General features: G+C 53.3%; 22 protein-coding genes. 18 read left to right on the top strand and 4 right to left on the bottom strand.

Annotated elements, in window-relative coordinates:
* Nucleotides 1-2 precede the first annotated feature (2 nt).
* The 4 genes from leuC to leuL form a co-directional block, all read right to left on the bottom strand.
* Nucleotides 3-1,403 carry a 3-isopropylmalate dehydratase large subunit gene (gene leuC, locus E1B03_RS04905; protein ID WP_103768407.1) on the bottom strand — a complete coding sequence of 467 codons (1,401 nt, stop codon included), beginning with the start codon at nucleotides 1,401-1,403 and terminating at the stop codon, nucleotides 3-5.
* Between the two features lie 2 nt (nucleotides 1,404-1,405).
* A complete protein-coding gene (leuB, locus tag E1B03_RS04910; protein ID WP_016155686.1) occupies nucleotides 1,406-2,497 on the bottom strand; it encodes a 3-isopropylmalate dehydrogenase in 1,092 nt (363 codons plus the stop codon).
* On the bottom strand, nucleotides 2,497-4,068 hold the full coding sequence (leuA, locus tag E1B03_RS04915; RefSeq protein ID WP_133085773.1) for a 2-isopropylmalate synthase: 1,572 nt from the start codon (nucleotides 4,066-4,068) through the stop codon (nucleotides 2,497-2,499). The genes leuB and leuA overlap by 1 nt, the downstream gene beginning before the upstream one ends.
* Nucleotides 4,069-4,157: 89 nt before the next feature.
* Complete coding sequence (gene leuL / locus E1B03_RS04920) at nucleotides 4,158-4,244, bottom strand: leu operon leader peptide (protein ID WP_048998978.1); 87 nt, start codon at nucleotides 4,242-4,244, stop codon at nucleotides 4,158-4,160.
* Nucleotides 4,245-4,898: 654 nt separating this feature from the next.
* Here leuL and leuO point away from each other — a divergent pair.
* The 18 genes from leuO (at nucleotide 4,899) to ftsA (ending at nucleotide 25,875) form a co-directional block, all read left to right on the top strand.
* Nucleotides 4,899-5,846, top strand: coding sequence for a transcriptional regulator LeuO (gene leuO, locus E1B03_RS04925; protein WP_133085774.1), 948 nt, complete (start codon nucleotides 4,899-4,901; stop codon nucleotides 5,844-5,846).
* A 318-nt stretch (nucleotides 5,847-6,164) separates the two neighbouring features.
* Entirely contained in the window at nucleotides 6,165-7,889 is a 1,725-nt protein-coding gene (ilvI, locus tag E1B03_RS04930; protein ID WP_103768404.1) for an acetolactate synthase 3 large subunit, read from the top strand.
* Between the two features lie 2 nt (nucleotides 7,890-7,891).
* The gene (gene ilvN, locus E1B03_RS04935; RefSeq protein ID WP_003829566.1) at nucleotides 7,892-8,383 is read left to right on the top strand and encodes an acetolactate synthase small subunit; all 492 of its coding nucleotides are present in this window, start codon (nucleotides 7,892-7,894) and stop codon (nucleotides 8,381-8,383) included.
* A 265-nt stretch (nucleotides 8,384-8,648) separates the two neighbouring features.
* Complete coding sequence (cra, locus tag E1B03_RS04940) at nucleotides 8,649-9,653, top strand: catabolite repressor/activator (RefSeq protein ID WP_016151689.1); 1,005 nt, start codon at nucleotides 8,649-8,651, stop codon at nucleotides 9,651-9,653.
* Nucleotides 9,654-10,263: 610 nt separating this feature from the next.
* Nucleotides 10,264-10,722 carry a division/cell wall cluster transcriptional repressor MraZ gene (gene mraZ, locus E1B03_RS04945; protein ID WP_005124560.1) on the top strand — a complete coding sequence of 153 codons (459 nt, stop codon included), beginning with the start codon at nucleotides 10,264-10,266 and terminating at the stop codon, nucleotides 10,720-10,722.
* 1 nt (nucleotide 10,723) lies between these two features.
* A complete protein-coding gene (rsmH, locus tag E1B03_RS04950) occupies nucleotides 10,724-11,665 on the top strand; it encodes a 16S rRNA (cytosine(1402)-N(4))-methyltransferase RsmH (RefSeq protein ID WP_006686694.1) in 942 nt (313 codons plus the stop codon).
* Nucleotides 11,662-12,027 (top strand): cell division protein FtsL, encoded by a 366-nt coding sequence (gene ftsL, locus E1B03_RS04955; RefSeq protein WP_006686695.1) that lies wholly within the window; start codon nucleotides 11,662-11,664, stop codon nucleotides 12,025-12,027. Before rsmH ends, ftsL begins: the two co-directional genes overlap by 4 nt.
* A gap of 15 nt (nucleotides 12,028-12,042) precedes the next feature.
* Nucleotides 12,043-13,809: a peptidoglycan glycosyltransferase FtsI gene (ftsI, locus tag E1B03_RS04960; protein ID WP_016151691.1), complete on the top strand. Its 1,767-nt coding sequence runs from the start codon at nucleotides 12,043-12,045 to the stop codon at nucleotides 13,807-13,809.
* Nucleotides 13,796-15,283, top strand: a complete 1,488-nt coding sequence (murE, locus tag E1B03_RS04965; protein WP_133085775.1) for a UDP-N-acetylmuramoyl-L-alanyl-D-glutamate--2,6-diaminopimelate ligase — start codon at nucleotides 13,796-13,798, stop codon at nucleotides 15,281-15,283. The genes ftsI and murE overlap by 14 nt, the downstream gene beginning before the upstream one ends.
* Nucleotides 15,280-16,638, top strand: coding sequence for a UDP-N-acetylmuramoyl-tripeptide--D-alanyl-D-alanine ligase (gene murF / locus E1B03_RS04970; RefSeq protein ID WP_133085776.1), 1,359 nt, complete (start codon nucleotides 15,280-15,282; stop codon nucleotides 16,636-16,638). Before murE ends, murF begins: the two co-directional genes overlap by 4 nt.
* Nucleotides 16,632-17,714, top strand: a complete 1,083-nt coding sequence (gene mraY / locus E1B03_RS04975) for a phospho-N-acetylmuramoyl-pentapeptide-transferase (protein WP_016151694.1) — start codon at nucleotides 16,632-16,634, stop codon at nucleotides 17,712-17,714. Before murF ends, mraY begins: the two co-directional genes overlap by 7 nt.
* 2 nt (nucleotides 17,715-17,716) lie before the next feature.
* On the top strand, nucleotides 17,717-19,033 hold the full coding sequence (gene murD, locus E1B03_RS04980) for a UDP-N-acetylmuramoyl-L-alanine--D-glutamate ligase (protein ID WP_133085777.1): 1,317 nt from the start codon (nucleotides 17,717-17,719) through the stop codon (nucleotides 19,031-19,033).
* On the top strand, nucleotides 19,033-20,277 hold the full coding sequence (gene ftsW / locus E1B03_RS04985; protein WP_016155689.1) for a cell division protein FtsW: 1,245 nt from the start codon (nucleotides 19,033-19,035) through the stop codon (nucleotides 20,275-20,277). Before murD ends, ftsW begins: the two co-directional genes overlap by 1 nt.
* Nucleotides 20,274-21,341: an undecaprenyldiphospho-muramoylpentapeptide beta-N-acetylglucosaminyltransferase gene (gene murG / locus E1B03_RS04990; RefSeq protein WP_103768399.1), complete on the top strand. Its 1,068-nt coding sequence runs from the start codon at nucleotides 20,274-20,276 to the stop codon at nucleotides 21,339-21,341. Before ftsW ends, murG begins: the two co-directional genes overlap by 4 nt.
* Before the next feature lie 51 nt (nucleotides 21,342-21,392).
* Nucleotides 21,393-22,868, top strand: a complete 1,476-nt coding sequence (gene murC / locus E1B03_RS04995; protein WP_016151698.1) for a UDP-N-acetylmuramate--L-alanine ligase — start codon at nucleotides 21,393-21,395, stop codon at nucleotides 22,866-22,868.
* The gene (locus tag E1B03_RS05000; protein ID WP_133085778.1) at nucleotides 22,861-23,781 is read left to right on the top strand and encodes a D-alanine--D-alanine ligase; all 921 of its coding nucleotides are present in this window, start codon (nucleotides 22,861-22,863) and stop codon (nucleotides 23,779-23,781) included. The genes murC and E1B03_RS05000 overlap by 8 nt, the downstream gene beginning before the upstream one ends.
* A gap of 1 nt (nucleotide 23,782) precedes the next feature.
* Nucleotides 23,783-24,616, top strand: coding sequence for a cell division protein FtsQ (gene ftsQ, locus E1B03_RS05005; protein WP_003018758.1), 834 nt, complete (start codon nucleotides 23,783-23,785; stop codon nucleotides 24,614-24,616).
* Entirely contained in the window at nucleotides 24,613-25,875 is a 1,263-nt protein-coding gene (gene ftsA / locus E1B03_RS05010; RefSeq protein WP_003018755.1) for a cell division protein FtsA, read from the top strand. Before ftsQ ends, ftsA begins: the two co-directional genes overlap by 4 nt.
* Nucleotides 25,876-25,882: the final 7 nt, after the last annotated feature.

The following is a 25,882-nucleotide window of genomic DNA, read 5'->3' on the forward strand; positions in this document are numbered from 1 at the left end:
CCTTATTTGATGCTGCGAATGTCGGCAAAATGACCGGTAACGGCGGCAGCGGCGGCCATGGCCGGGCTGACTAAATGTGTACGACCACCGCGGCCCTGACGACCTTCAAAGTTACGGTTGCTGGTGGAGGCGCAACGCTCGCCAGGGTTCAGACGGTCATTGTTCATGGCCAGACACATGGAACAGCCTGGTAAACGCCATTCAAATCCTGCTTCGATAAAGATCTTGTCCAGACCTTCCGCTTCCGCTTGTGCTTTCACCGGACCAGAACCCGGCACCACCAGCGCCTGTACGCCAGGCGCGACTTTGCGCCCTTTGGCGATTTCCGCCGCGGCGCGTAAATCTTCAATACGCGAGTTGGTGCAGGAACCGATGAATACTTTATCGATAGCCACTTCTGTTAACGGAATGCCCGGTTTCAGTCCCATATACGCCAGCGCTTTTTCAGCCGATGCGCGCTCAACGGGATCGGCAAATGAAGCCGGGTCGGGAATATTATCGTTCACCGAGATGACCTGCCCCGGGTTCGTACCCCAGGTGACCTGCGGCGCGATCTCTTCTGCCTGCAGAGTAACGACGGTATCAAACGTTGCGTTGTCGTCGGTTTTCAGCGTTTTCCAGTACTCTACCGCGTGGGCGAAATCCTCGCCTTTCGGTGCGTGTAAACGACCCTTCACGTAGTTAAAGGTCGTTTCATCCGGTGCGACCAGACCCGCTTTGGCACCCATTTCAATAGCCATGTTGCACAGGGTCATCCGGCCTTCCATGCTCAGCGCGCGGATGGCTTCGCCACAAAACTCAACTACGTGTCCGGTACCGCCTGCGCTACCGGTTTTACCGATAATCGCCAGTACGATATCTTTAGCAGTAATGCCAGGCGCTGCTTTGCCGTTGACTTCAATCTTCATGGTTTTGGCACGCCCCTGTTTCAGGGTCTGCGTCGCCAGAACGTGTTCAACTTCAGAGGTGCCAATACCAAAAGCCAGCGCGCCAAACGCGCCGTGTGTGGCGGTGTGGGAATCGCCGCAGACGATGGTCATACCCGGTAACGTCACGCCTTGCTCAGGTCCCATCACGTGGACGATACCCTGATACGGGTGGTTCAGGTCGTACAGTTCGACGCCAAATTCATTGCAGTTTTTGATCAATTCCTGCATCTGAATCCGTGCCATTTCGCCGGAGGCGTTAATGTCTTTAGTTTGCGTGGATACGTTGTGGTCCATGGTGGCAAAAGTTTTACCGGGCTGGCGCACCTGACGTCCATGCGCGCGCAGGCCATCAAACGCCTGCGGTGAGGTCACCTCATGCACCAGATGCCTGTCGATATACAACAGCGGGGTTTCGTTTTGCGCCTCAAAGACGACGTGCGCATCAAACAATTTTTCGTATAACGTTTTAGCCATGATTACACCCCTTCTGCGACGTAACGGGCAATGATGTCACCCATTTCATCAGTACCGACTGCGGCAGCGCCACGGGCTAAGTCACCGGTGCGAATGCCTTCTTCTAATGCGCGATTGATGGCGCTCTCAATTGCGGTTGCCGCATCATTGGCATCCAGGCTGTAGCGCAGCAGCAGCGCCAGCGACAGGATCTGGGCGATAGGGTTGGCAATGTTTTTCCCGGCGATATCCGGAGCGGAGCCGCCAGCGGGTTCGTACAGGCCAAAGCCCTGCTCATTCAGGCTGGCTGACGGTAACATCCCCATTGAACCGGTGATCATGGCACACTCGTCAGACAGAATATCGCCAAACAGGTTGGAGCACAGCAGTACGTCGAACTGGGACGGATCTTTGATTAACTGCATCGTCGCGTTGTCGATGTACATATGCGCCAGTTCAACGTCCGGATACTCATTAGCAATTTCATTGACGATTTGACGCCACAGAATTGATGTTTGCAGTACGTTGGCTTTATCAATCGACGTGACTTTGCGGCGACGCTGGCGAGCGGATTCAAACGCGATACGCGCAATACGCTCGATCTCAAAGCGGTGGTAAACCTCGGTATCAAACGCTTTTTCATGTTGTCCGCTGCCTTCGCGGCCTTTTGGCTGACCGAAGTAGATCCCGCCGGTCAGTTCGCGCACGCACAGGATGTCGAAACCATTCGCGGCGATATCTGCACGCAGAGGGCAAAATGCTTCCAGACCCTGGTACAACTTAGCCGGGCGCAAGTTGCTGAATAATTTGAAGTGCTTACGCAACGGCAGCAGCGCACCGCGTTCAGGTTGCTGGTTTGGCGGCAGATTTTCCCATTTCGGGCCGCCGACGGAGCCAAACAAAATGGCGTCGGCCTGTTCACAACCTTCAACCGTCGCAGGCGGCAGCGGCTGACCGTGGTTATCGATAGCGGCACCACCCACGTCGTAGTGGCTGGTGGTAATGCGCATGTTAAAACGATTGCGGATTGCGTCCAGTACCTTCAAGGCTTGCGCCATCACTTCCGGGCCAATACCGTCACCCGGCAAAACAGCAATATGATAATTCTTCGACATCACACGGTTTCCTTGTTGTTCTCGTTGTTCTGAGCTTTGCGTTGCAATTCTTTTTCGACTTCTTCGGCGCGCCAGATGTTGTTCAGCACATGGATCATCGCTTTAGCGGAAGATTCGACGATATCTGTTGCCAGACCGACGCCGTGGAAGCGACGACCGTTATAGTTGGCAACGATATCCACCTGACCCAGCGCATCTTTACCGTGCCCTTTGGCGGTCAGGCTGTATTTCACCAGTTCGACGTTGTACTCAGTCACACGGTTGATGGCCTGATAAATGGCATCGACCGGGCCGTTACCGTTCGCCGCTTCGGCTTTGACTTCTTCACCGCAGGCCAGCTTCACGGAGGCGGTGGCGATGTCATTTGAGCCGGACTGCACGCTGAAGTAATCCAGGCGGAAATGCTCCGGCTCTTCCTGCTGCTTATTAATAAAGGCCAGTGCTTCCAGGTCGTAATCGAATACCTGACCTTTTTTATCCGCCAGCTTCAGGAACGCGTCGTACAGGTTATCCAGGCTGTATTCATTCTCTTTATATCCCATCTCGTCCATACGGTGTTTCACCGCGGCACGTCCGGAACGGGAGGTCAGGTTCAGTTGCACCTGGTTCAGGCCGATGGATTCAGGCGTCATGATTTCGTAGTTTTCACGATTTTTCAGTACGCCGTCCTGATGGATGCCGGAGGAGTGGGCAAACGCGCCGCTACCGACAATGGCTTTGTTGGCCGGAATAGGCATATTACAAATTTGGCTGACTAACTGGCTGGTACGCCAGATTTCCTGGTGATTAATACGGGTCTGTACGTTCAGAATATCTTTGCGCACTTTAATTGCCATGATTACTTCTTCCAGCGAGCAGTTACCGGCGCGTTCGCCGATACCGTTCATTGCGCCTTCCACCTGGCGAGCACCGGCGTGAACGGCCGCCAGAGCATTGCCGACGCCCAGGCCTAAATCATCATGGGTATGCACAGAGATGATGGCTTTGTCGATATTCGGTACGCGTTCATACAGACCAGAAATGATTGCCCCAAATTCGAAAGGCATGGTGTAGCCAACGGTATCGGGGATATTAATGGTTTTGGCTCCCGCATTAATCGCCGCTTCAACCACGCGTGCCAGGTCAGCGATAGGGGTACGGCCTGCATCTTCGCATGAGAATTCCACGTCATCGGTGTAATTACGCGCACGCTTAACCATGTAGACCGCACGTTCAATCACTTCATCCAGCGTACTGCGTAATTTCGTCGCGATATGCATCGGCGAGGTGGCAATAAATGTGTGAATGCGGAAAGCCTCAGCGACCTTCAGGGACTCAGCTGCAACGTCGATATCTTTTTCTACGCAGCGGGCTAAGGCGCAGACGCGGCTGTTCTTAACCTGACGAGCAATGGTTTGTACGGACTCAAAGTCACCCGGTGAAGAAACCGGGAAACCCACTTCCATCACGTCAACACCCATACGCTCGAGGGCCAGCGCAATCTGCAGTTTTTCTTTCACACTCAGGCTTGCCTGTAACGCCTGTTCACCGTCGCGTAAGGTGGTATCGAAAATAATGACTTGCTGGCTCATGGTTTAGGTCCTTGGTCTTTAGGGCGCCTTGCTTCGAGCATAAAAAAACCCGCGCAACGGCGCGGGTTTTTGTCTTAACTGGAGCTGACTTAATGCTGAATGTCGTCCACCAGTCTACCGCGCAATGAGGATGCGTTTAGTAGTAGTAGACCGTTAAAACGAGCAATGTAAGTCATCAATCAAGCTCCAGGCGAATGCGATATGCTTTTAGTGGTACTGGATATGAAGACTGATGTCAACCCCATCCCTCGTAAATGCTCTGGTTAAGGGATAAAGTTTCTGCAAAACTTAAGCGAATTGTGCTGAATTTTTCAGGGTATATAAAATTAATCCTCTGAGGGCTGAACATATTTTTCATGGTTTGAAATATTTGAGCATATTTATTTGCATTTATTGTAACGATGAATTGATGAAAGCAACTCGTTTGGAATTTCATATCTTTATGATTTTTCTATTTTTATAGTGCTCATGAATGGGTGGAGCCTGTGTGTTACCACATAATTGATAAATTAATGTTAACTATTAATGTATTAATGATATAAATATTTAATTAAAACTTAAATACGTATTCATAATTCGTATGATTGTGTATTCGTCGTGCTTATGGTTATATTGTTTTTGAAATTTAAACATATGAATCATCGTGCAGTGACATCTGCCACACTGCGCTCGCATTGGTCTTTTGTTCATTTAGGTTTGTACCTTTATGTTTTCCTAATTTTAATGTTTTCTCTTTTTCTCATTTTATATGCATGGTAAATCATATTAACGGAGATTATTTCTGCACTCCGTCTGGGAAAAGGGAGTTTAGAGTGACAGTGGAGTTAAATATGCCAGAAGTAAAAATAATAGATAAACCAAATATTATAGAGCAAGGAAAACCACAGCTTCGAATGGTTGATCTCAATTTATTAACCGTTTTTGATGCGGTAATGCAGGAGCAAAATATTACCCGTGCCGCGCATATGCTGGGGATGTCACAACCCGCTGTCAGTAATGCGGTTGCACGCCTGAAGGTCATGTTTAACGATGAGCTTTTTGTTCGGTATGGGCGCGGGATCCAGCCGACAGCAAGAGCCTTCCAGCTGTTTGGCTCCGTTCGCCAGGCATTACAATTAGTACAGAATGAACTGCCTGGTTCTGGCTTCGAACCTGCCAGCAGCGAGCGTGTATTCAATCTTTGCGTATGCAGTCCATTGGATAATATCCTGACATCATTGATTTATAATCGTGTCGAGCAAGTCGCGCCAAACATTAATGTCGTATTTAAATCTTCGCTCAACCAAAATACAGAACATCAATTGCGTTACCAGGAAACCGAATTTGTTATTAGTTATGAAGAGTTCCGTCGTCCAGAATTCTCCAGTATTCCGTTATTTAATGACGAAATGGTGTTAGTGGCGAGTAAAAAGCATCCGCGCATTAGTGGCCCTTTGCTGGAAAGCAATCTCTATAATGAACAGCATGCCGTGGTTTCACTCGATCGCTTCGCTTCATTCAGCCAACCGTGGTACGACACTCCGGATAAACAATCCTGCGTGGCTTATCAGGGAATGGCATTAATTAGTGTACTTAATATTGTGTCGCAAACGCATCTGGTATCAATAGCACCGCGTTGGTTGGCAGAAGAGTTCGCCGATTCTTTAGAACTGCAGATATTGCCTTTGCCTTTAAAATTGAACAGTCGCACATGTTATCTTTCCTGGCATGAAGCTGCGGGGCGCGATAAAGGACATCAATGGATGGAAGAGCTGTTGGTCTCTGTCTGCAAGCAGTAGTCGTTGGCAGAATAAATCGGGTGGTACATCTGGTTTATTCTGCTTTTATCTTGAGAACTGAAATTTTATGCTGAACTCGACTTTTTATATGTACCATGACGTGTAAAAAAATAGAGTAATTGCTGTAAGTCTCCCTTTTTAAGCGATTATTTATCATATCAATTGCTTATGCTGGTTTAATTCTCCATTTATTCGATTCTTTCCTCCGTTTTATTCTTATTTACTCCAGTGCCACCCCTTCGGAGTCAATTGCCATGCGTCATCGTCAGCGGTTAATGTGTTGTTAAACCGTAATTCATTATAAGAGTGAGGCAAGCCATGGAGATGTTGTCTGGAGCCGAGATGGTCGTCCGATCGCTCATCGATCAGGGTGTGAAGCAGGTATTCGGTTATCCCGGGGGGGCCGTCCTCGATATTTATGATGCGTTGCATACGGTCGGCGGTATTGATCATGTGCTGGTCCGTCATGAGCAGGCCGCGGTACATATGGCGGATGGCCTGGCGCGCGCCACGGGGGAAGTGGGCGTTGTTTTGGTCACTTCTGGACCGGGGGCGACTAATGCGATCACCGGGATTGCAACGGCATATATGGACTCTATTCCGCTGGTGATCCTCTCCGGACAGGTTGCCACCTCCCTGATTGGCTACGATGCCTTTCAGGAGTGCGACATGGTGGGCATATCCCGCCCGGTGGTAAAACACAGCTTCCTGGTTAAACAAACGGAAGACATCCCGCAGGTGCTGAAAAAAGCCTTCTGGCTGGCGGCAAGCGGTCGCCCGGGGCCGGTGGTAGTGGATTTGCCAAAAGATATTCTGAATCCGGCGAAAAAACTGCCTTATAGCTGGCCGGAGTCGGTGAGTATGCGTTCGTATAATCCGACAACCACCGGGCATAAAGGGCAGATAAAACGTGCTCTGCAGACGCTGGTCGCAGCGAAGAAACCCGTTGTGTATGTGGGTGGTGGCGCGGTGAATGCTGCCTGCCACCAACAGCTGGGGCAGATTGCCGAAGCACTTAATCTGCCGGTTGTCTCCTCGCTGATGGGGCTAGGCGCGTTTCCGGCCACGCATCGTCAGGCGCTGGGCATGCTGGGTATGCATGGTACGTACGAAGCCAATATGACTATGCATCATTCCGATGTGATCTTTGCCGTCGGCGTTCGCTTTGACGATCGAACGACGAATAACCTGGCAAAATATTGCCCGAATGCGACGGTGCTGCATATCGACATCGATCCGACCTCCATTTCCAAAACCGTTACTGCGGATATTCCGATTGTGGGCGATGCTCGCCTGGTACTGGATCAGATGCTTGAACTGCTGGAGCAGGAGAAATCGCAGCAGCCGCTGGACGATAACCGTGACTGGTGGCAACAGATTGAACACTGGCGCGCCCGTCAGTGTCTGAAATACGACACCCAAAGCGAAAGCATTAAACCGCAGGCGGTGATAGAAACTATCTGGCGTCTGACGAAAGGGGATGCGTATGTGACCTCTGACGTAGGCCAGCACCAAATGTTTGCCGCACTTTACTATCCGTTTGACAAACCGCGCCGTTGGATTAACTCAGGCGGGCTCGGCACCATGGGATTCGGTTTGCCCGCGGCGTTAGGGGTGAAAATGGCGCTGCCGGATGAAACGGTGGTGTGCGTGACCGGAGATGGCAGCATTCAGATGAACATCCAGGAATTGTCGACGGCACTGCAATATGAGCTGCCGGTACTGGTGCTCAATCTTAACAACCGCTATCTCGGCATGGTCAAGCAGTGGCAGGACATGATCTACTCCGGGCGTCACTCTCAGTCTTACATGCAGTCGCTGCCTGATTTTGTGCGCCTTGCTGAGGCTTATGGGCATATCGGTATCCAGATTAACCATCCAGATGAACTGGAGAGCAAGCTGGGCGAAGCGCTGGAACATGTGCGTAACCATCGCCTGGTGTTTGTCGATGTCACCGTCGACGGCAGTGAACATGTCTACCCGATGCAGATTCGTGGGGGCGGGATGGATGAAATGTGGTTAAGCAAAACGGAGAGGACCTGATTATGCGCCGGATATTATCAGTATTGCTGGAAAACGAGTCGGGTGCATTGTCGCGTGTGATTGGCCTCTTCGCCCAGCGTGGATACAACATTGAAAGCCTGACCGTCGCGCCGACTGACGACCCGACTTTATCGCGGATGACGATTCAGACGGTTGGTGATGAGAAAGTCCTGGAGCAGATCGAAAAGCAGCTACACAAGCTGGTGGATGTTCTGCGCGTCAGTGAACTGGGGCAGGGCGCTCACGTTGAACGAGAAATCATGCTGGTGAAAATCCAGGCCAGTGGCTATGGACGGGAAGAGGTAAAACGCAACACGGAGATTTTCCGGGGGCAAATCATCGACGTTACGCCGTCGATCTACACCGTACAACTGGCGGGCACCAGCGATAAGTTGGATGCGTTTCTGGCAACCTTGCGTGAAGTTGCCAAAATTGTGGAAGTTGCCCGTTCCGGCGTGGTGGGGCTTTCTCGCGGCGATAAAATTATGCGCTAATAGTCGACTGTAGGTCTGATAAGCACAGCGTCATCAGGCATCATCGCAGAGGTCATGCCGGATGGCGGCGTAAACGCCTAATCCGGTCTACAGGGTAACGTACCCGTTTTCGCTGATGCTACCTGTTGCGCTTTTTTTTGCGAAATCAGCAGTAACCAGAGGCAAAAGCGGTTGCCGCAGTCATTATTCTGCGCTTAGATGTTAAGAAGTTTAACCCATGCCGTCTTAAAGGTTATGGTTTGTACATTTTACGCAAGGGGCAATTGTGAAACTGGATGAAATCGCTCGGTTGGCCGGCGTTTCGCGAACGACTGCAAGCTACGTTATTAATGGCAAAGCAAAGCAATATCGCGTAAGCGACAAAACGGTTGAAAAAGTCATGGCGGTGGTGCGTGAGCATAATTACCACCCGAATGCCGTGGCGGCCGGGCTGCGTGCTGGACGCACACGTTCTATCGGACTAGTGATCCCGGATCTCGAGAACACGAGCTATACCCGGATCGCAAATTATCTGGAGCGTCAGGCGCGTCAGCGCGGATATCAACTGTTGATTGCCTGCTCTGAAGATCAGCCGGATAACGAAATGCGCTGTATTGAGCATCTTTTACAACGCCAGGTTGATGCCATTATTGTGTCGACTTCCTTGCCGCCTGAACACCCGTTCTACCAGCGCTGGGCGAACAGTTCATTCCCGATTGTGGCGTTGGATCGCGCGCTGGATCGCGAACACTTCACCAGCGTGGTGGGCGCAGACCAGGATGATGCGCAAATGCTGGCGGAGGAACTGCGTAAATTCCCTGCTGAAACCGTACTCTATCTGGGGGCGCTTCCTGAGTTATCCGTCAGTTTCCTGCGCGAACAGGGTTTCCGTACCGCGTGGAAAGACGATCCGCGCGAAGTGCATTTCCTGTATGCCAACAGCTATGAGCGGGAAGCAGCCGCGCAGTTGTTTGATAAGTGGCTGGAAACGCATCCAATGCCGCAGGCGCTGTTTACCACATCGTTTGCCCTACTGCAGGGGGTGATGGATGTGACCCTGCGTCGCGACGGGCAGCTACCGTCTGATTTGGCGATTGCGACGTTTGGTGACCACGAGCTGCTCGACTTTCTGCAGTGCCCGGTACTGGCGGTGGCTCAGCGCCATCGTGACGTCGCTGAGCGTGTGCTGGAGATTGTGCTGGCAAGCCTTGATGAGCCGCGTAAACCAAAACCAGGTTTAACGCGTATACGACGTAATCTATACCGTCGCGGTATTCTAAGCCGTAACTAAGCCTCTATTGATGGCGTTGGTGGGATAAGCCTCTGACGTCATCAAATATTCCATTCTCAGAAATAACCGCATTATAATTAAGAATATTCTTTAGAATTATCTGAAATTGATTCTTGAATTATGCCGAATTAAAAATGCAACTATCCATTTTTGGGTTATTGAGACGTAACGACGCGTTACGATTGTATTATTTTGTTACATGCTTGTGGGGATTTGCCGAATTAACAAACACTTTGCTGCGGCATTGCGGCAATCTCACCCTTACCTCGCTCCTATGCGGCGTACAGACTGATTAACTGGTACTGTTATCTCGCTGCATATTGTCCTAAAATGCCGCTCGCGTCGCAAACTGACACTTTATATTTTCTTTTGATGATATTCAGTTGTTTTAAACAATCATGAGTTGTTGGATTTTTTTCTTACAAATATTCATGACGTTAATTTGCTTCGTTTGCTGTACGGAATTTGTTCAACGCTGATATTAGCCGTAAACAATGTGTTTTTTGCTCCGCTAAGCGCCGTGACTTGCTTGACAAGGTTTTCCTCCGCTCCGTAAACTCCTTTAAGTGGGAATTTGTGGGATAAAGTGGTAATCGGGGGTGACGCTGGCATGTTCCGGGGAGCAACGTTAGTTAATCTCGACAGTAAAGGGCGCTTATCCGTGCCTACCCGTTACCGGGATCAACTGCTCGAGAGCGCTACCGGTCAAATGGTTTGCACCATTGACATCCATCACCCGTGCCTGCTGCTGTACCCCCTGCCTGAATGGGAAATTATCGAACAGAAGTTATCGCGTCTGTCGAGCATGAATCCAGTTGAGCGTCGCGTACAGCGCCTGTTGTTGGGTCATGCCAGCGAATGTCAGATGGATAGCGCTGGTCGCTTATTGATAGCGCCCATTCTGCGGCAACACGCGGGGCTAACGAAAGAAGTGATGCTGGTTGGGCAGTTCAATAAGTTTGAGCTGTGGGATGAAACGACCTGGTATCAACAGGTCAAGGAAGATATCGACGCTGAGCAGTCTGTTACCGGCGCGCTGTCGGAACGATTGCAGGATTTGTCTCTATAAAATGATGGAAAATTATAAACATACAACGGTGTTGCTGGATGAAGCCGTAAACGGCCTGAATATTCGTCCAGACGGCATCTACATTGACGGGACATTTGGTCGCGGTGGTCACTCACGTCTGATCCTCTCCCAGCTTGGCGAAGAGGGACGCTTACTGGCTATCGATCGCGATCCGCAGGCTATTGCCGTTGCAAAGACGATTACCGATCCCCGTTTTTCCATCGTCCATGGACCTTTTTCTGCGCTGGCTGACTATGTCGCCGAGCGCGGACTGACCGGTAAGATCGACGGGATTCTTCTCGATCTTGGGGTTTCTTCTCCGCAGCTTGATGACGCGGAGCGTGGATTCTCATTTATGCGTGACGGTCCGTTAGATATGCGAATGGACCCGACACGCGGTCAGTCAGCGGCCGAATGGCTGCAAACCGCCGATGAAGCAGACATTGCCTGGGTGATTAAAACCTTTGGCGAAGAGCGCTTCGGCAAACGTATTGCGCGCGCCATCGTTGAGCGCAACCGCATCGAACCAATGACCCGTACCAAAGAGCTGGCGGAAGTGATTGCGGCGGCAATGCCGGTGAAAGACAAATTCAAACATCCCGCGACCCGTACCTTCCAGGCGGTGCGCATTTGGGTGAACAGTGAACTGGAGGAGATAGAGCAGGCGCTAAAAAGCTCGCTCAGCGTGCTGGCACCAGGTGGTCGGCTTTCGATAATCAGTTTCCATTCGCTTGAAGATCGCATTGTGAAACGCTTTATGCGTGAACAAAGCCGTGGTCCTCAGGTTCCGGCTGGAATACCGATGACCGAAGCGCAGATCAAAAAACTGGGCGGCCGTGAGTTAAGAGCACTAGGCAAGATGATGCCGGGTGAAGAAGAGGTAGCTGAAAATCCTCGTGCCCGTAGTTCAGTTCTGCGTATTGCAGAGAGGACGAACGCATGATCAGCAGAGTGACAGAAGCCCTCAGCAAAGTTAAAGGATCGATAGGAAGCAACGAGCGCCATGCCTTGCCTGGCGTGATCGGTGACGATCTTTTGCGGTATGGGAAGCTGCCACTCTGCCTGTTCATTTGCATTATTTTGACGGCGGTTACCGTCGTGACAACAGCACACCATACGCGGTTACTGACCGCGCAGCGTGAGCAGCTGGTTCTGGAGCGAGATGCGCTGGATATCGAATGGCGTAACTTGATCCTTGAGGAGAACGCGCTCGGCGACCATAGCCGTGTTGAACGGATCGCAACGGAAAAGCTGCAAATGCAGCATGTTGATCCCTCACAAGAAAATATCGTAGTACAAAAATAAGGATAAACGCGACGCATGAAAGCAGCGGCAAAAACGCACAAACCAAAACGCCAGGAAGAACAAGCCAACTTTATCAGTTGGCGTTTTGCGTTACTGTGCGGCTGTATTTTGCTGGCACTGGGTTTTCTGCTCGGGCGCGTTGCCTGGCTGCAAATCATCGCGCCGGACATGCTGGTGCGTCAGGGCGACATGCGCTCTCTGCGTGTCCAGGAAGTCTCCACATCGCGCGGGATGATTACCGACCGCTCTGGTCGTCCGCTGGCGGTGAGCGTGCCGGTGAAAGCGATTTGGGCCGACCCGAAAGAGGTGCATGACGCAGGCGGCGTGAGCGTTGGTGAACGCTGGAGAGCGTTGTCGACGGCGCTGAACCTCCCGCTCGATCAACTGGCCTCCCGCATTAATGCCAACCCGAAAGGGCGCTTTATCTATCTGGCGCGTCAGGTAAACCCTGACATGGCCGACTACATCAAAAAACTCAAGCTGCCAGGTATTCACCTGCGTGAAGAATCCCGCCGTTACTATCCTTCCGGAGAAGTGACTGCTCACCTCATCGGCTTTACTAACGTCGACAGCCAGGGGATTGAAGGCGTTGAAAAAAGCTTCGACAAATGGCTCACCGGACAACCGGGCGAACGTATTGTACGTAAAGACCGTTATGGCCGCGTCATTGAAGATATTTCCTCTACCGACAGTCAGGCGGCGCATAACCTTGCGCTAAGCATCGATGAGCGTTTACAGGCGCTGGTCTATCGTGAACTGAATAACGCCGTGGCGTTTAACAAGGCGGAGTCAGGCAGTGCGGTACTGGTGGATGTGAACACCGGTGAAGTGCTGGCGATGGCGAACAGTCCGTCCTACAACCCGAACAATCTCACCGGTACGCCGAAAGACGCGATGCGTAACCGCACCATTACCGACGTGTTTGAACCGGGTTCTACCGTCAAACCGATGGTGGTGATGACGGCGCTGCAGCGTGGCGTGGTACGTGAAAATACCGTACTTAACACCATTCCTTACCGAATTAATGGCCACGAAATCAAAGACGTGGCGCGTTATAGCGAATTAACCCTCACCGGGGTTTTGCAGAAGTCGAGTAACGTCGGTGTTTCCAAGCTGGCGTTAGCGATGCCGTCCTCAGCGTTAGTAGACACTTACTCACGTTTTGGGCTGGGAAAAGCGACCAATTTGGGGTTGGTCGGAGAACGCAGTGGCTTATATCCTCAAAAACAACGGTGGTCTGACATAGAGAGGGCCACCTTCTCTTTCGGCTATGGGCTAATGGTAACGCCGTTACAGTTAGCGCGAGTCTATGCAACGATCGGCAGCTACGGCGTTTATCGACCGCTGTCGATTACCAAAGTTGACCCTCCGGTTCCGGGCGAGCGTATCTTCCCGGAATCAACCGTGCGTACCGTGGTGCACATGATGGAAAGCGTGGCGCTGCCCGGCGGCGGCGGCGTGAAGGCGGCGATTAAAGGCTATCGTATCGCCATTAAAACCGGTACGGCGAAAAAAGTAGGCCCGGATGGCCGCTACATCAACAAATACATTGCTTATACCGCAGGCGTTGCGCCTGCGAGTCAGCCGCGCTTCGCGCTGGTTGTTGTTATCAACGATCCGCAGGCGGGTAAATACTACGGTGGCGCCGTTTCCGCGCCGGTCTTTGGTGCCATCATGGGCGGCGTACTGCGTACCATGAACATCGAGCCGGATGCGCTGACAACGGGCGATAAAAATGAATTTGTGAATAATCAAGGCGAGGCAACAGGTGGCAGATCGTAATTTGCGCGACCTTCTTGCTCCATGGGTGCCGGGTGCACCGGAGCGAGCACTGCGGGAGATGACGCTTGACAGCCGTGTGGCTGCATCGGGCGATCTCTTTGTCGCAGTTTTGGGTCATCAGGCGGACGGGCGTCGGTATATCCCGCAGGCGATAGCGCAAGGTGTGGCTGCCATTATTGCAGAAGCAAAAGATGAGGCTACTGACGGTGAAATCCGTGAAATGCACGGCGTTCCGGTTATCTATCTCAGCCAGCTTAACGAACGTTTATCTGCACTGGCAGGCCGTTTTTACCACGAGCCTTCTGAAAAAATGCGTCTGGTCGGCGTAACCGGGACCAACGGTAAAACCACCACCACCCAATTGCTGGCGCAGTGGAGCCAACTGCTTGGCGAAACCAGCGCGGTAATGGGAACAGTAGGCAATGGCCTGCTGGGCAAAGTGATCCCGACGGAAAATACTACCGGCTCAGCCGTTGATGTCCAACATGTGCTGGCGGGGCTGGCTGCGCAGGGCGCAACGGTTGGCGCGATGGAAGTGTCTTCACACGGCCTGGTTCAGCATCGCGTGGCGGCGCTGAAGTTTGCCGCATCAGTATTTACTAACCTAAGCCGTGACCATCTCGACTACCACGGCGACATGGAACATTACGAAGCCGCGAAATGGCTGCTGTATTCCACGCACCATTGCGGTCAGGCCATTGTCAATGCGGATGATGAAGTCGGTCGTCGCTGGCTGGCCAAACTCCCGGATGCGGTTGCTGTTTCGATGGAAGACCACATCAACCCGAACTGTCATGGTCGTTGGTTAAAAGCGGTCGACGTGAATTATCACGACAGCGGGGCAACGATTCGTTTTACCTCCTCATGGGGTGACGGTGAAATTGAAAGCCGCCTGATGGGCGCGTTTAACGTCAGCAATCTGCTGTTGGCGCTGGCGACGCTGCTGGCGCTGGGATATCCGTTAGCGGATTTACTGAAAACGGCGACACAATTGCAGCCAGTTTGCGGGCGTATGGAAGTGTTCAGCGCGCCGGGTAAAACCACCGTTGTGGTTGATTACGCCCATACGCCAGATGCGCTGGAAAAAGCGCTGCAGGCGGCACGTCTGCACTGTACTGGCAAGCTTTGGTGCGTCTTTGGCTGCGGCGGCGATCGCGACAAAGGCAAACGTCCGTTGATGGGTGCGATTGCCGAACAGTTTGCTGATGTTGTCGTGGTGACCGATGACAACCCGCGTACCGAAGAGCCGCGCGCCATTATTAACGACATTCTGGCGGGAATGCTGGATGCCGGACGGGCGAAGGTGATGGAAGGTCGCGCAGAAGCGGTGACTAACGCCATTATGCAGGCGAAAGAAAATGACGTGGTGCTGGTGGCCGGGAAAGGTCATGAAGATTACCAGATCGTAGGTTCGCAGCGCCTCGACTATTCAGACCGCGTCACGGCAGCGCGTCTGCTGGGGGTAATCGCATGATTAGCGTAACGCTCAGCCAACTGGCGGAGATCCTCCGTGGCGAACTCAAAGGGGCCGATCTGACCCTTGATGCGGTGACAACCGATACGCGTAAAGTGACGCCGGGCTGCCTGTTTGTGGCGCTGAAAGGCGAACGCTTTGACGCCCACGATTTTGCCGATAAGGCGCACGAGAACGGGGCGGGTGCGCTGCTGGTCAGCCGTCCACTGAATACCGATCTGCCGCAGCTGATTGTTAAAGATACGCGTCTGGCGTTTGGTGAGCTGGCTGCGTGGGTACGCGCCCAGGTTCCGGCGCGCGTTGTTGCGCTGACCGGCTCTTCCGGGAAAACGTCCGTCAAAGAGATGACGGCGTCCATTCTGAGTCAGTGCGGCAACACTTTATATACCGCGGGCAACCTTAATAACGACATTGGCGTCCCGATGACGCTGCTGCGCTTAAACAATGATTACGACTATGCCGTGATTGAGCTTGGCGCTAATCATCAGGGCGAAATCGCCTGGACCGTTGGTCTGACGCGCCCGGAAGCGGCGCTGGTGAACAACCTGGCCGCCGCGCATCTGGAAGGCTTCGGCTCTCTGGCGGGCGTTGCGAAGGCAAAAGGTGAGATTTTTACCGGACTGTCAGCGAACGGTATCGCCATTATGAATGCCGACAACAACGACTGGCTGAACTGGCAGAGCATCATCGGCGATCGCAAAGTCTGGCGCTTCTCGCCGAATGCGGCTAACAGCGACTTTTCGGCGGCTAACGTTCATGTGACCTCACACGGCACAGAGTTTTCGCTGCAAACGCCAACCGGAAGCATTGATGTTCTGCTGCCCCTGCCGGGTCGTCACAACATTGCTAACGCCCTGGCGGCGGCTGCGCTCTCTATGGCGGTAGGCGCGACGCTCGAAGCGATCAAAGCGGGTCTGAAGGATCTGCAAGCGGTGCCGGGGCGTTTGTTCCCGGTTCAACTGGCAGAAAATCAGCTGCTACTGGACGACTCCTATAACGCTAACGTCGGCTCAATGACCGCAGCGGTACAGGTGCTGTCCGAAATGCCTGGCTACCGTGTGCTGGTGGTTGGCGATATGGCAGAGCTTGGCGCGGAAAGCGAAGCCTGCCACGAACAGGTGGGCGAGGCTGCGAAGGCTGCAGGCATCGACCGCGTGCTGAGTACAGGAAAACTGAGTCAGGCAATTAGTCATGCCAGCGGTGTTGGTGAGCATTTTGCGGATAAAACCGCGCTGACCGAGCATCTTAAGGCACTGATTGCAGAACATCAGATCATGACGATTTTAGTGAAGGGTTCACGTAGTGCCGCCATGGAAGAGGTAGTACGCGCATTACAGGAGAATGGGACATGTTAGTTTGGCTGGCCGAGCATTTGGTCAAATATTATTCCGGCTTTAACGTCTTTTCCTATCTGACGTTTCGTGCCATCGTCAGCCTGCTGACCGCGCTGTTCATCTCATTGTGGATGGGCCCGCGCATGATCGCCCGCTTGCAAAAAATGTCCTTTGGACAGGTCGTGCGTAACGACGGTCCGGAATCACACTTCAGTAAACGCGGTACGCCGACTATGGGCGGGATTATGATCCTCACCGCGATTGTTATCTCCGTACTGCTGTGGGCATACCCGTCAAACCCGTACGTATGGTGCGTGCTGGTGGTATTGGTCGGTTACGGCATTATCGGTTTTGTCGACGACTACCGCAAAGTGGTACGTAAAGACACCAAGGGCCTGATTGCGCGCTGGAAGTACTTCTGGATGTCGGTGATTGCGCTGGGTGTGGCCTTTGCGCTGTATCTGGCCGGTAAAGATACCCCGGCTACCGAGCTGGTGGTGCCGTTCTTTAAAGACGTGATGCCGCAGTTGGGGCTGTTCTACGTGCTGCTGGCGTACTTCGTGATTGTGGGGACTGGCAACGCGGTCAACCTCACTGATGGCCTGGATGGTCTGGCGATTATGCCGACCGTGTTCGTGGCTGCGGGTTTTGCGCTGGTGGCGTGGGCGACCGGTAACATGAACTTCGCCAACTATCTGCACATTCCTTACTTACGCCATGCCGGCGAACTGGTGATCGTCTGTACGGCGATTGTCGGCGCGGGCTTAGGCTTCCTGTGGTTTAACACTTATCCGGCGCAGGTCTTTATGGGCGACGTCGGATCGCTGGCGCTGGGCGGCGCGCTGGGCATTATTGCCGTGCTGCTGCGTCAGGAGTTCCTGCTGGTGATCATGGGCGGCGTATTTGTCGTAGAAACGCTGTCGGTCATTCTGCAGGTTGGCTCCTTTAAGCTGCGCGGACAGCGCATCTTCCGTATGGCGCCGATTCACCATCACTATGAACTGAAAGGCTGGCCGGAACCGCGCGTAATTGTTCGCTTCTGGATTATTTCGCTGATGCTGGTGCTGATTGGCCTGGCAACGCTGAAGGTACGTTAATCATGGCTGATTACCAGGGTAAAAAAGTCGTCATTATCGGTCTGGGTTTGACCGGGCTATCCTGCGTGGATTTCTTCCTGGCGCGTGGCGTGACACCGCGCGTAATGGATACCCGCGCGACGCCGCCGGGCCTGGACAAATTACCGGAAGCGGTTGAGCGTCATGTTGGCAGCCTGAATGATGACTGGCTGCTGGCTGCCGATCTTATCGTCGCCAGCCCTGGTATTGCCCTGGCGCATCCTTCACTGAGCGCCGCCGCCGATGCGGGAATTGAAATTGTTGGCGACATTGAGCTGTTCTGTCGCGAAGCGCAGGCACCGATCGTCGCGATCACCGGTTCCAACGGGAAAAGCACTGTTACTACGTTGGTAGGTGAGATGGCGAAAGCGGCCGGTGTGAACGTGGGGGTTGGCGGTAATATCGGCCTGCCCGCGCTGATGCTGCTGGATGACGAACGTGAGCTGTATGTTCTGGAACTGTCGAGCTTTCAGTTGGAAACAACCTCCAGCTTACACGCCGTAGCCGCCACCATTTTGAACGTCACCGAAGATCATATGGACAGATATCCGTTTGGCTTGCAGCAGTACCGTGCGGCCAAACTGCGCGTCTATGAGAACGCGAAAGTGTGTGTGGTCAACGCTGATGATGCGCTGACCATGCCGATTCGCGGGGCGGATGAGCGTTGCGTGAGTTTTGGCGTCAACATGGGTGACTATCACCTGAACCGTCAGCAGGGTGAAACCTGGCTGCGGGTGAAGGGTGAAAAAGTTCTCAACGTGAAAGAGATGACGCTTTCCGGTCAGCATAACTACACCAACGCCCTGGCTGCGCTGGCGCTGGCGGATGCCGCGGGTCTGCCGCGGGCGTCGAGCCTGAAAGCGCTGACCACGTTTACCGGCCTGGCGCACCGTTTCCAGGTTGTGCTTGAACACAACGGCGTGCGCTGGATTAACGATTCTAAAGCCACTAATGTCGGCAGCACTGAGGCCGCGCTGAATGGTCTGCATGTTGAGGGTACTTTGCACCTGCTGCTGGGCGGCGACGGGAAATCCGCCGATTTTACGCCGCTGCAACGTTACCTGACCGGCGACAACATTCGTCTGTACTGCTTTGGTCGCGATGGCGCACAGCTTGCCGCTCTGCGCCCTGACGTTACGGAACAAACTGAAACCATGGAGCAGGCAATGCGTCTGCTTGCACCGCGCGTGAAGCCGGGCGATATGGTGCTGCTGTCGCCGGCCTGCGCCAGCCTTGACCAGTTCAAGAGTTTTGAGCAACGCGGTGACGTCTTTACCCGCCTGGCGAAGGAGTTGGGTTGATGCGCTTATCTCTCCCTCGTCTGAGAATGCCGCGCTTACCGGGACTGGGTGTCCTGGCGTGGGTCTTTGCGGCACTTAAAGGCTGGGTGATGGCGTCGCGAGATAAAGACGCGGACAGCCTGATCATGTATGACCGCATGCTGCTGTGGCTGACCTTTGGTCTGGCAGCGATCGGCTTTGTGATGGTGACATCGGCATCGATGCCCGTAGGGCAGCGCCTGGCGGGCGATCCTTTCCTGTTTGCCAAGCGTGACGCGCTGTACATCTTCCTCGCGTTCTGTCTGGCGATGGTGACGCTGCGTCTGCCGATGGAGTTCTGGCAAAAATACAGTACGACGATGCTGATAGCCTCGATCATCATGCTGCTGATCGTGCTGGTGGTGGGTAGCTCTGTTAACGGTGCGTCGCGCTGGATTGCGTTGGGGCCGCTGCGTATTCAGCCTGCGGAATTTACCAAACTGTCGCTGTTCTGTTATCTCGCCAACTACCTGGTGCGTAAAGTGGATGAAGTGCGTAACAACCTGCGCGGCTTCTTAAAACCAATGGGCGTGATCCTGGTGCTGGCTATTTTGCTGCTGGCGCAGCCTGACCTGGGTACGGTGGTGGTGCTGTTTGTCACTACCCTGGCGATGCTGTTTCTCGCCGGCGCGAAACTGTGGCAGTTCATTGCCATCATCGGCATGGGGATTTCGGCGGTCGTACTGTTGATCCTTGCTGAGCCGTATCGTATTCGCCGCGTAACCTCCTTCTGGAACCCATGGGAAGATCCGTTCGGCAGTGGCTACCAGCTAACGCAATCGCTGATGGCTTTTGGTCGCGGTGAGGTTTGGGGGCAAGGCTTAGGGAATTCCGTCCAAAAGCTGGAGTATTTACCGGAAGCGCACACCGACTTCATCTTCGCCATTATTGGGGAAGAGCTGGGTTATATCGGTGTGGTATTGGCACTTTTAATGGTATTCTTCGTCGCTTTTCGCGCGATGTCGATTGGCCGTAAGGCGCTGGAAATTGACCACCGTTTTTCAGGCTTTTTAGCTTGCTCCATCGGGATTTGGTTTAGCTTCCAGGCACTGGTAAACGTCGGTGCAGCAGCAGGTATGCTGCCAACTAAAGGTCTGACGTTGCCGCTTATTAGTTATGGTGGTTCCAGTTTGTTGATTATGTCGACGGCCATCATGTTTTTGTTACGTATTGATTATGAAACGCGTCTGGAAAAAGCCCAGGCGTTTACACGAGGTGCACGATGAGTGGTCAACCGAAGCGGTTAATGGTGATGGCAGGCGGTACCGGCGGGCATGTGTTCCCGGGGCTGGCGGTCGCGCACCATTTAATGGCCCAGGGCTGGCAGGTTCGTTGGCTGGGCACCGCCGATCGTATGGAAGCGGACTTAGTGCCGAAACACGGCATTGAAATTGACTTTATTCGCATCTCAGGTTTGCGTGGCAAAGGCGTCAACGCGCTGCTTGCCGCACCCGTACGTATCTTTAATGCCTGGCGTCAGGCTCGCGCCATCATGAAGCAGTTTAAGCCTGATGTGGTGCTGGGTATGGGCGGCTATGTGTCTGGCCCTGGCGGTCTGGCGGCCTGGTCATTAGGCATTCCGGTTGTACTGCATGAACAGAACGGCATTGCGGGATTAACCAACAAATGGCTGGCGAAGATTGCGACTACGGTGATGCAGGCCTTTCCTGGTGCTTTCCCGAATGCGGAAGTGGTTGGCAATCCGGTACGCACTGACGTACTGGCGCTGCCGTTACCTCAGGAGCGTCTGGCCGGTCGTGAAGGTCCGGTTCGCGTGCTGGTTGTTGGTGGATCGCAGGGCGCACGTATTTTGAACCAGACGATGCCGCAGGTTGCCGCAAAGCTTGGCGACGCGGTGACTATCTGGCATCAGAGCGGCAAAGGCGCGCAGCAGACCGTTGAACAGGCGTATGCCGATGCAGGGCAGTCGCAGCACAAGGTCACTGAGTTTATTGATGATATGGCAGCGGCCTATGCGTGGGCGGATGTCGTGGTTTGTCGCTCAGGCGCGCTGACGGTGAGCGAGATTGCCGCCGCAGGTTTACCCGCGCTGTTTGTGCCGTTCCAGCACAAAGACAGACAGCAGTACTGGAATGCGTTACCGCTGGAGAAAGCGGGCGCAGCCAAAATTCTCGAGCAGCCCCAGTTTACTGTGGATGCCGTCGCCAGCACCCTTGCCGGGTGGTCGCGAGAAACCTTATTAACCATGGCAGAACGTGCGCGCGCCGCATCCATACCGGATGCCACTGAGCGCGTGGCAAATGAAGTGAGCCGGGCTGCCCGGGTGTAATTGTGGTGATGCCTTTTGCATCGCATGAACTAAGAAGTTAATGGCTAAAGAATGAATACACAACAATTGGCAAAACTGCGTTCCATCGTGCCCGAAATGCGTCGCGTTCGGCACATTCACTTTGTCGGCATCGGTGGTGCTGGGATGGGCGGTATTGCCGAAGTTTTGGCCAATGAAGGTTATCAGATCAGCGGTTCTGACTTAGCGCCGAATCCGGTGACGCAGCAGTTGACGAATCTGGGCGCCACGATTTTCTTCAACCATCGCCCGGAAAACGTACGCGATGCGAGCGTGGTGGTGGTATCCAGCGCTATTTCTGCGGATAACCCGGAAATCGTTGCGGCACATGAAGCGCGCATTCCGGTGATCCGTCGTGCTGAAATGCTGGCGGAATTAATGCGTTTTCGTCATGGCATCGCCATTGCCGGGACGCACGGTAAAACCACGACCACGGCGATGGTCTCCAGCATTTACGCGGAAGCGGGTCTGGATCCGACTTTTGTCAACGGCGGTCTGGTGAAAGCCGCAGGCGTTCATGCGCGCCTGGGACATAGCCGTTATTTGATTGCCGAAGCGGATGAGAGCGACGCGTCGTTCCTGCATCTGCAGCCGATGGTGGCGATCGTCACCAATATCGAAGCCGACCATATGGATACCTACCATGGCGATTTCGAAAATTTAAAGCAGACGTTTATTAATTTCCTGCATAACTTGCCGTTTTATGGTCGTGCGGTGATGTGCGTTGACGATCCGGTGATCCGCGAACTGTTACCGCGAGTTGGTCGTCAAACCACAACCTATGGTTTCAGTGATGATGCCGATGTACGCGTTGAAGATTATCAGCAGATTGGTCCACAGGGGCACTTCACGCTGGTGCGTCAGGGAATGGCCGATTTGCGCGTTACGTTAAATGCGCCAGGCCGCCACAATGCGCTGAACGCGGCGGCTGCGGTAGCGGTCGCGACGGAAGAAGGCATTGAGGACGACGCTATTCTGCGCGCGCTGGAAAGTTTCCAGGGGACCGGACGTCGTTTCGACTTCCTCGGCGAATTCCCGCTTGAGCCGGTAAACGGTAAAGCCGGGACTGCGATGCTGGTCGATGATTATGGTCACCACCCAACAGAAGTGGACGCCACGATTAAAGCCGCACGTGCAGGCTGGCCGGATAAGAATCTGGTGATGCTGTTCCAGCCGCACCGGTTTACGCGTACACGCGATCTGTATGACGACTTTGCTAACGTGCTGACTCAGGTCGATGCGCTGTTGATGCTGGATGTGTACGCTGCGGGCGAAGCCGCGATTCCGGGGGCTGACAGCCGTTCACTGTGCCGTACGATTCGTGGTCGCGGTAAGATCGATCCGATTCTGGTATCCGATCCGGCTCAGGTAGCAGAAATGTTGGCACCGGTATTAACCGGCAACGATCTGATTTTGGTGCAGGGCGCTGGAAATATCGGCAAAATCGCGCGTTCCTTAGCTGAAATCAAACTGAAGCCGCAAAACCCGGAGGAAGAACAACATGGCTGATAAAATCGCGGTCCTGTTAGGGGGAACCTCCGCAGAGCGTGAAGTCTCGCTGAATTCCGGCGCGGCCGTGCTGGCTGGGTTACGTGAGGGTGGTGTCGATGCCCATCCGGTCGACCCAAAAGAGGTTGATGTCACTCTTCTGAAATCTATGGGTTTTCAGAAGGTGTTTATTGCACTGCACGGTCGTGGTGGGGAAGATGGCACGTTGCAGGGAATGCTGGAGCTGATTGGCCTGCCGTATACCGGCAGTGGCGTCATGGCTGCCGCGATTTCGATGGACAAACTGCGCAGCAAACTGCTGTGGCAGGGCGCAGGTTTACCTGTTGCGCCTTGGGTTGCGTTGACCCGCGCTGAGTTCGAAAAAGGTCTTAGCGATGAAGTGGTTACAAAAATTTCTGCATTAGGTTTGCCGCTGATTGTGAAGCCAAGCCGTGAAGGCTCCAGCGTAGGGATGTCAAAAGTTGAAGAAGAAAATGCTTTGCAGGGTGCATTAGCATTGGCTTTTCAGCATGATGAAGAAGTACTGATTGAAAAATGGCTCAGTGGCCCGGAATTTACAGTTGCGATACTCGGTGAAGAAATTTTACCGTCAATACGTATCCAACCCGCGGGAACCTTCTATGATTATGAGGCGAAGTATCTCTCTGATGAGACACAATATTTCTGCCCAGCAGGTCTGGAAGTCGAACAAGAGGCTCTTTTACAGGATTTAGTCCTGAAAGCGTGGACCGCCCTGGGCTGTAAAGGTTGGGGGCGCATTGACGTCATGCTGGACAGCGATGGCCAGTTTTATCTGCTGGAAGCTAATACCTCTCCGGGTATGACCAGCCACAGCCTGGTGCCGATGGCGGCGCGTCAGGCGGGCCTGAGCTTCTCGCAGTTGGTGGTAAGAATTCTGGAGTTGGCGGACTGATATGTCGCAGGCTGCGCTGAACACGCGAAACGGTGATGAAGAAGAAGTAAACTCCTCACGCCGCAATAATGGAACGCGTCTTGCAGGAATCCTGTTCCTGCTGACAGTACTGTGCACCGTGTTTGTCAGCGGCTGGGTAGTGTTGGGATGGATGGAAGATGCGCAGCGTTTGCCATTGTCAAAACTGGTGTTAACCGGCGAACGACATTACACGCGTAATGACGATATCCGTCAGTCGATCCTGGCGCTGGGTGCTCCGGGAACCTTTATGACTCAGGATGTGAACATCATCCAGAGCCAGATTGAACGCCTCCCCTGGATAAAACAGGCGAGCGTCAGAAAGCAATGGCCTGATGAATTGAAGATTCATCTGGTTGAATATGTGCCAATAGCGCGTTGGAATGACCAACACATGGTGGATGCCGAAGGAAATACGTTCAGCGTCCCAACCGGTCGGGCCAATAAGCAGGTATTACCTATGTTGTACGGACCAGAAGGTAGCGCAAGTGAAGTGCTGCAAGGGTTCCGTGATATGGGGCAGGTGCTGGCTAAGGATAGATTCACCCTGAAGGAAGCGGCGATGACCGCTCGTCGTTCCTGGCAGTTGACGCTGAATAACGATATTAAGCTGAATCTGGGCAGGGGCGATACGATAAAACGTTTGGCTCGCTTTGTGGAACTGTACCCGGTTTTACAGCAGCAGGCGCAAACCGATGGCAAACGGATTAGCTACGTTGATTTGCGTTATGACTCAGGAGCGGCAGTAGGCTGGGTTCCCTTGCCTCCTGAGGAATCTAATCAGCAACAGAATCAGGCACAGGCAGAACAACAATGATCAAGGCGACGGACAGAAAACTGGTAGTTGGACTGGAGATTGGCACCGCGAAGGTAGCCGCTTTAGTAGGGGAAGTTCTGCCCGACGGTATGGTCAATATCATTGGCGTGGGCAGTTGCCCATCGCGAGGTATGGATAAAGGCGGGGTGAACGACCTTGAGTCAGTGGTGAAATGCGTACAGCGCGCCATTGACCAGGCTGAACTGATGGCAGATTGCCAGATCTCCTCTGTGTATCTGGCGCTTTCCGGTAAACATATTAGCTGTCAGAATGAAATTGGTATGGTGCCCATTTCCGAAGAGGAAGTGACGCAGGAAGATGTGGAGAACGTGGTACATACGGCAAAATCCGTACGCGTTCGCGATGAACATCGTGTGCTGCACGTTATTCCGCAGGAATACGCCATCGACTACCAGGAAGGTATCAAAAATCCGGTCGGTCTTTCCGGCGTGCGTATGCAGGCAAAAGTTCATCTTATTACCTGCCACAACGACATGGCGAAGAATATTGTCAAAGCCGTTGAACGTTGTGGTCTGAAAGTTGACCAACTGATTTTTGCCGGGTTGGCAGCCAGTTATTCCGTATTGACGGAAGATGAACGTGAACTGGGTGTCTGCGTGGTAGATATTGGTGGTGGTACAATGGACATCGCCGTTTATACTGGCGGGGCGTTGCGCCACACTAAAGTTATCCCTTATGCAGGGAATGTCGTAACCAGCGATATCGCGTATGCCTTTGGTACGCCGCCGAGCGATGCTGAAGCCATCAAAGTGCGTCATGGTTGCGCTCTGGGTTCCATCGTCGGTAAAGACGAGAGCGTTGAAGTGCCAAGCGTAGGGGGGCGTCCGCCGCGCAGCCTGCAACGTCAGACCCTGGCTGAGGTCATTGAGCCGCGTTATACCGAGCTGCTCAACCTGGTCAACGAAGAAATTTTGCAATTACAAGAACAGCTTCGCCAGCAGGGTGTGAAACATCATCTGGCGGCGGGGATTGTGTTAACCGGTGGTGCTGCGCAAATTGAAGGTCTTGCAGCCTGCGCACAGCGCGTGTTCCATACGCAAGTACGTATTGGCGCACCGCTGAATATCACTGGTCTGACGGATTATGCCCAGGAGCCGTATTATTCAACGGCGGTGGGGCTGCTTCACTACGGGAAAGAATCCCATTTGAGTGGTGAAGCTGAAGTTGAAAAACGCGTAACGGCATCAGTTGGCTCGTGGATCAAACGACTCAATAGCTGGCTGCGAAAAGAGTTTTAATTTTTAA

Source organism: Citrobacter arsenatis (genome assembly GCF_004353845.1).
Lineage (GTDB): Bacteria > Pseudomonadota > Gammaproteobacteria > Enterobacterales > Enterobacteriaceae > Citrobacter > Citrobacter arsenatis.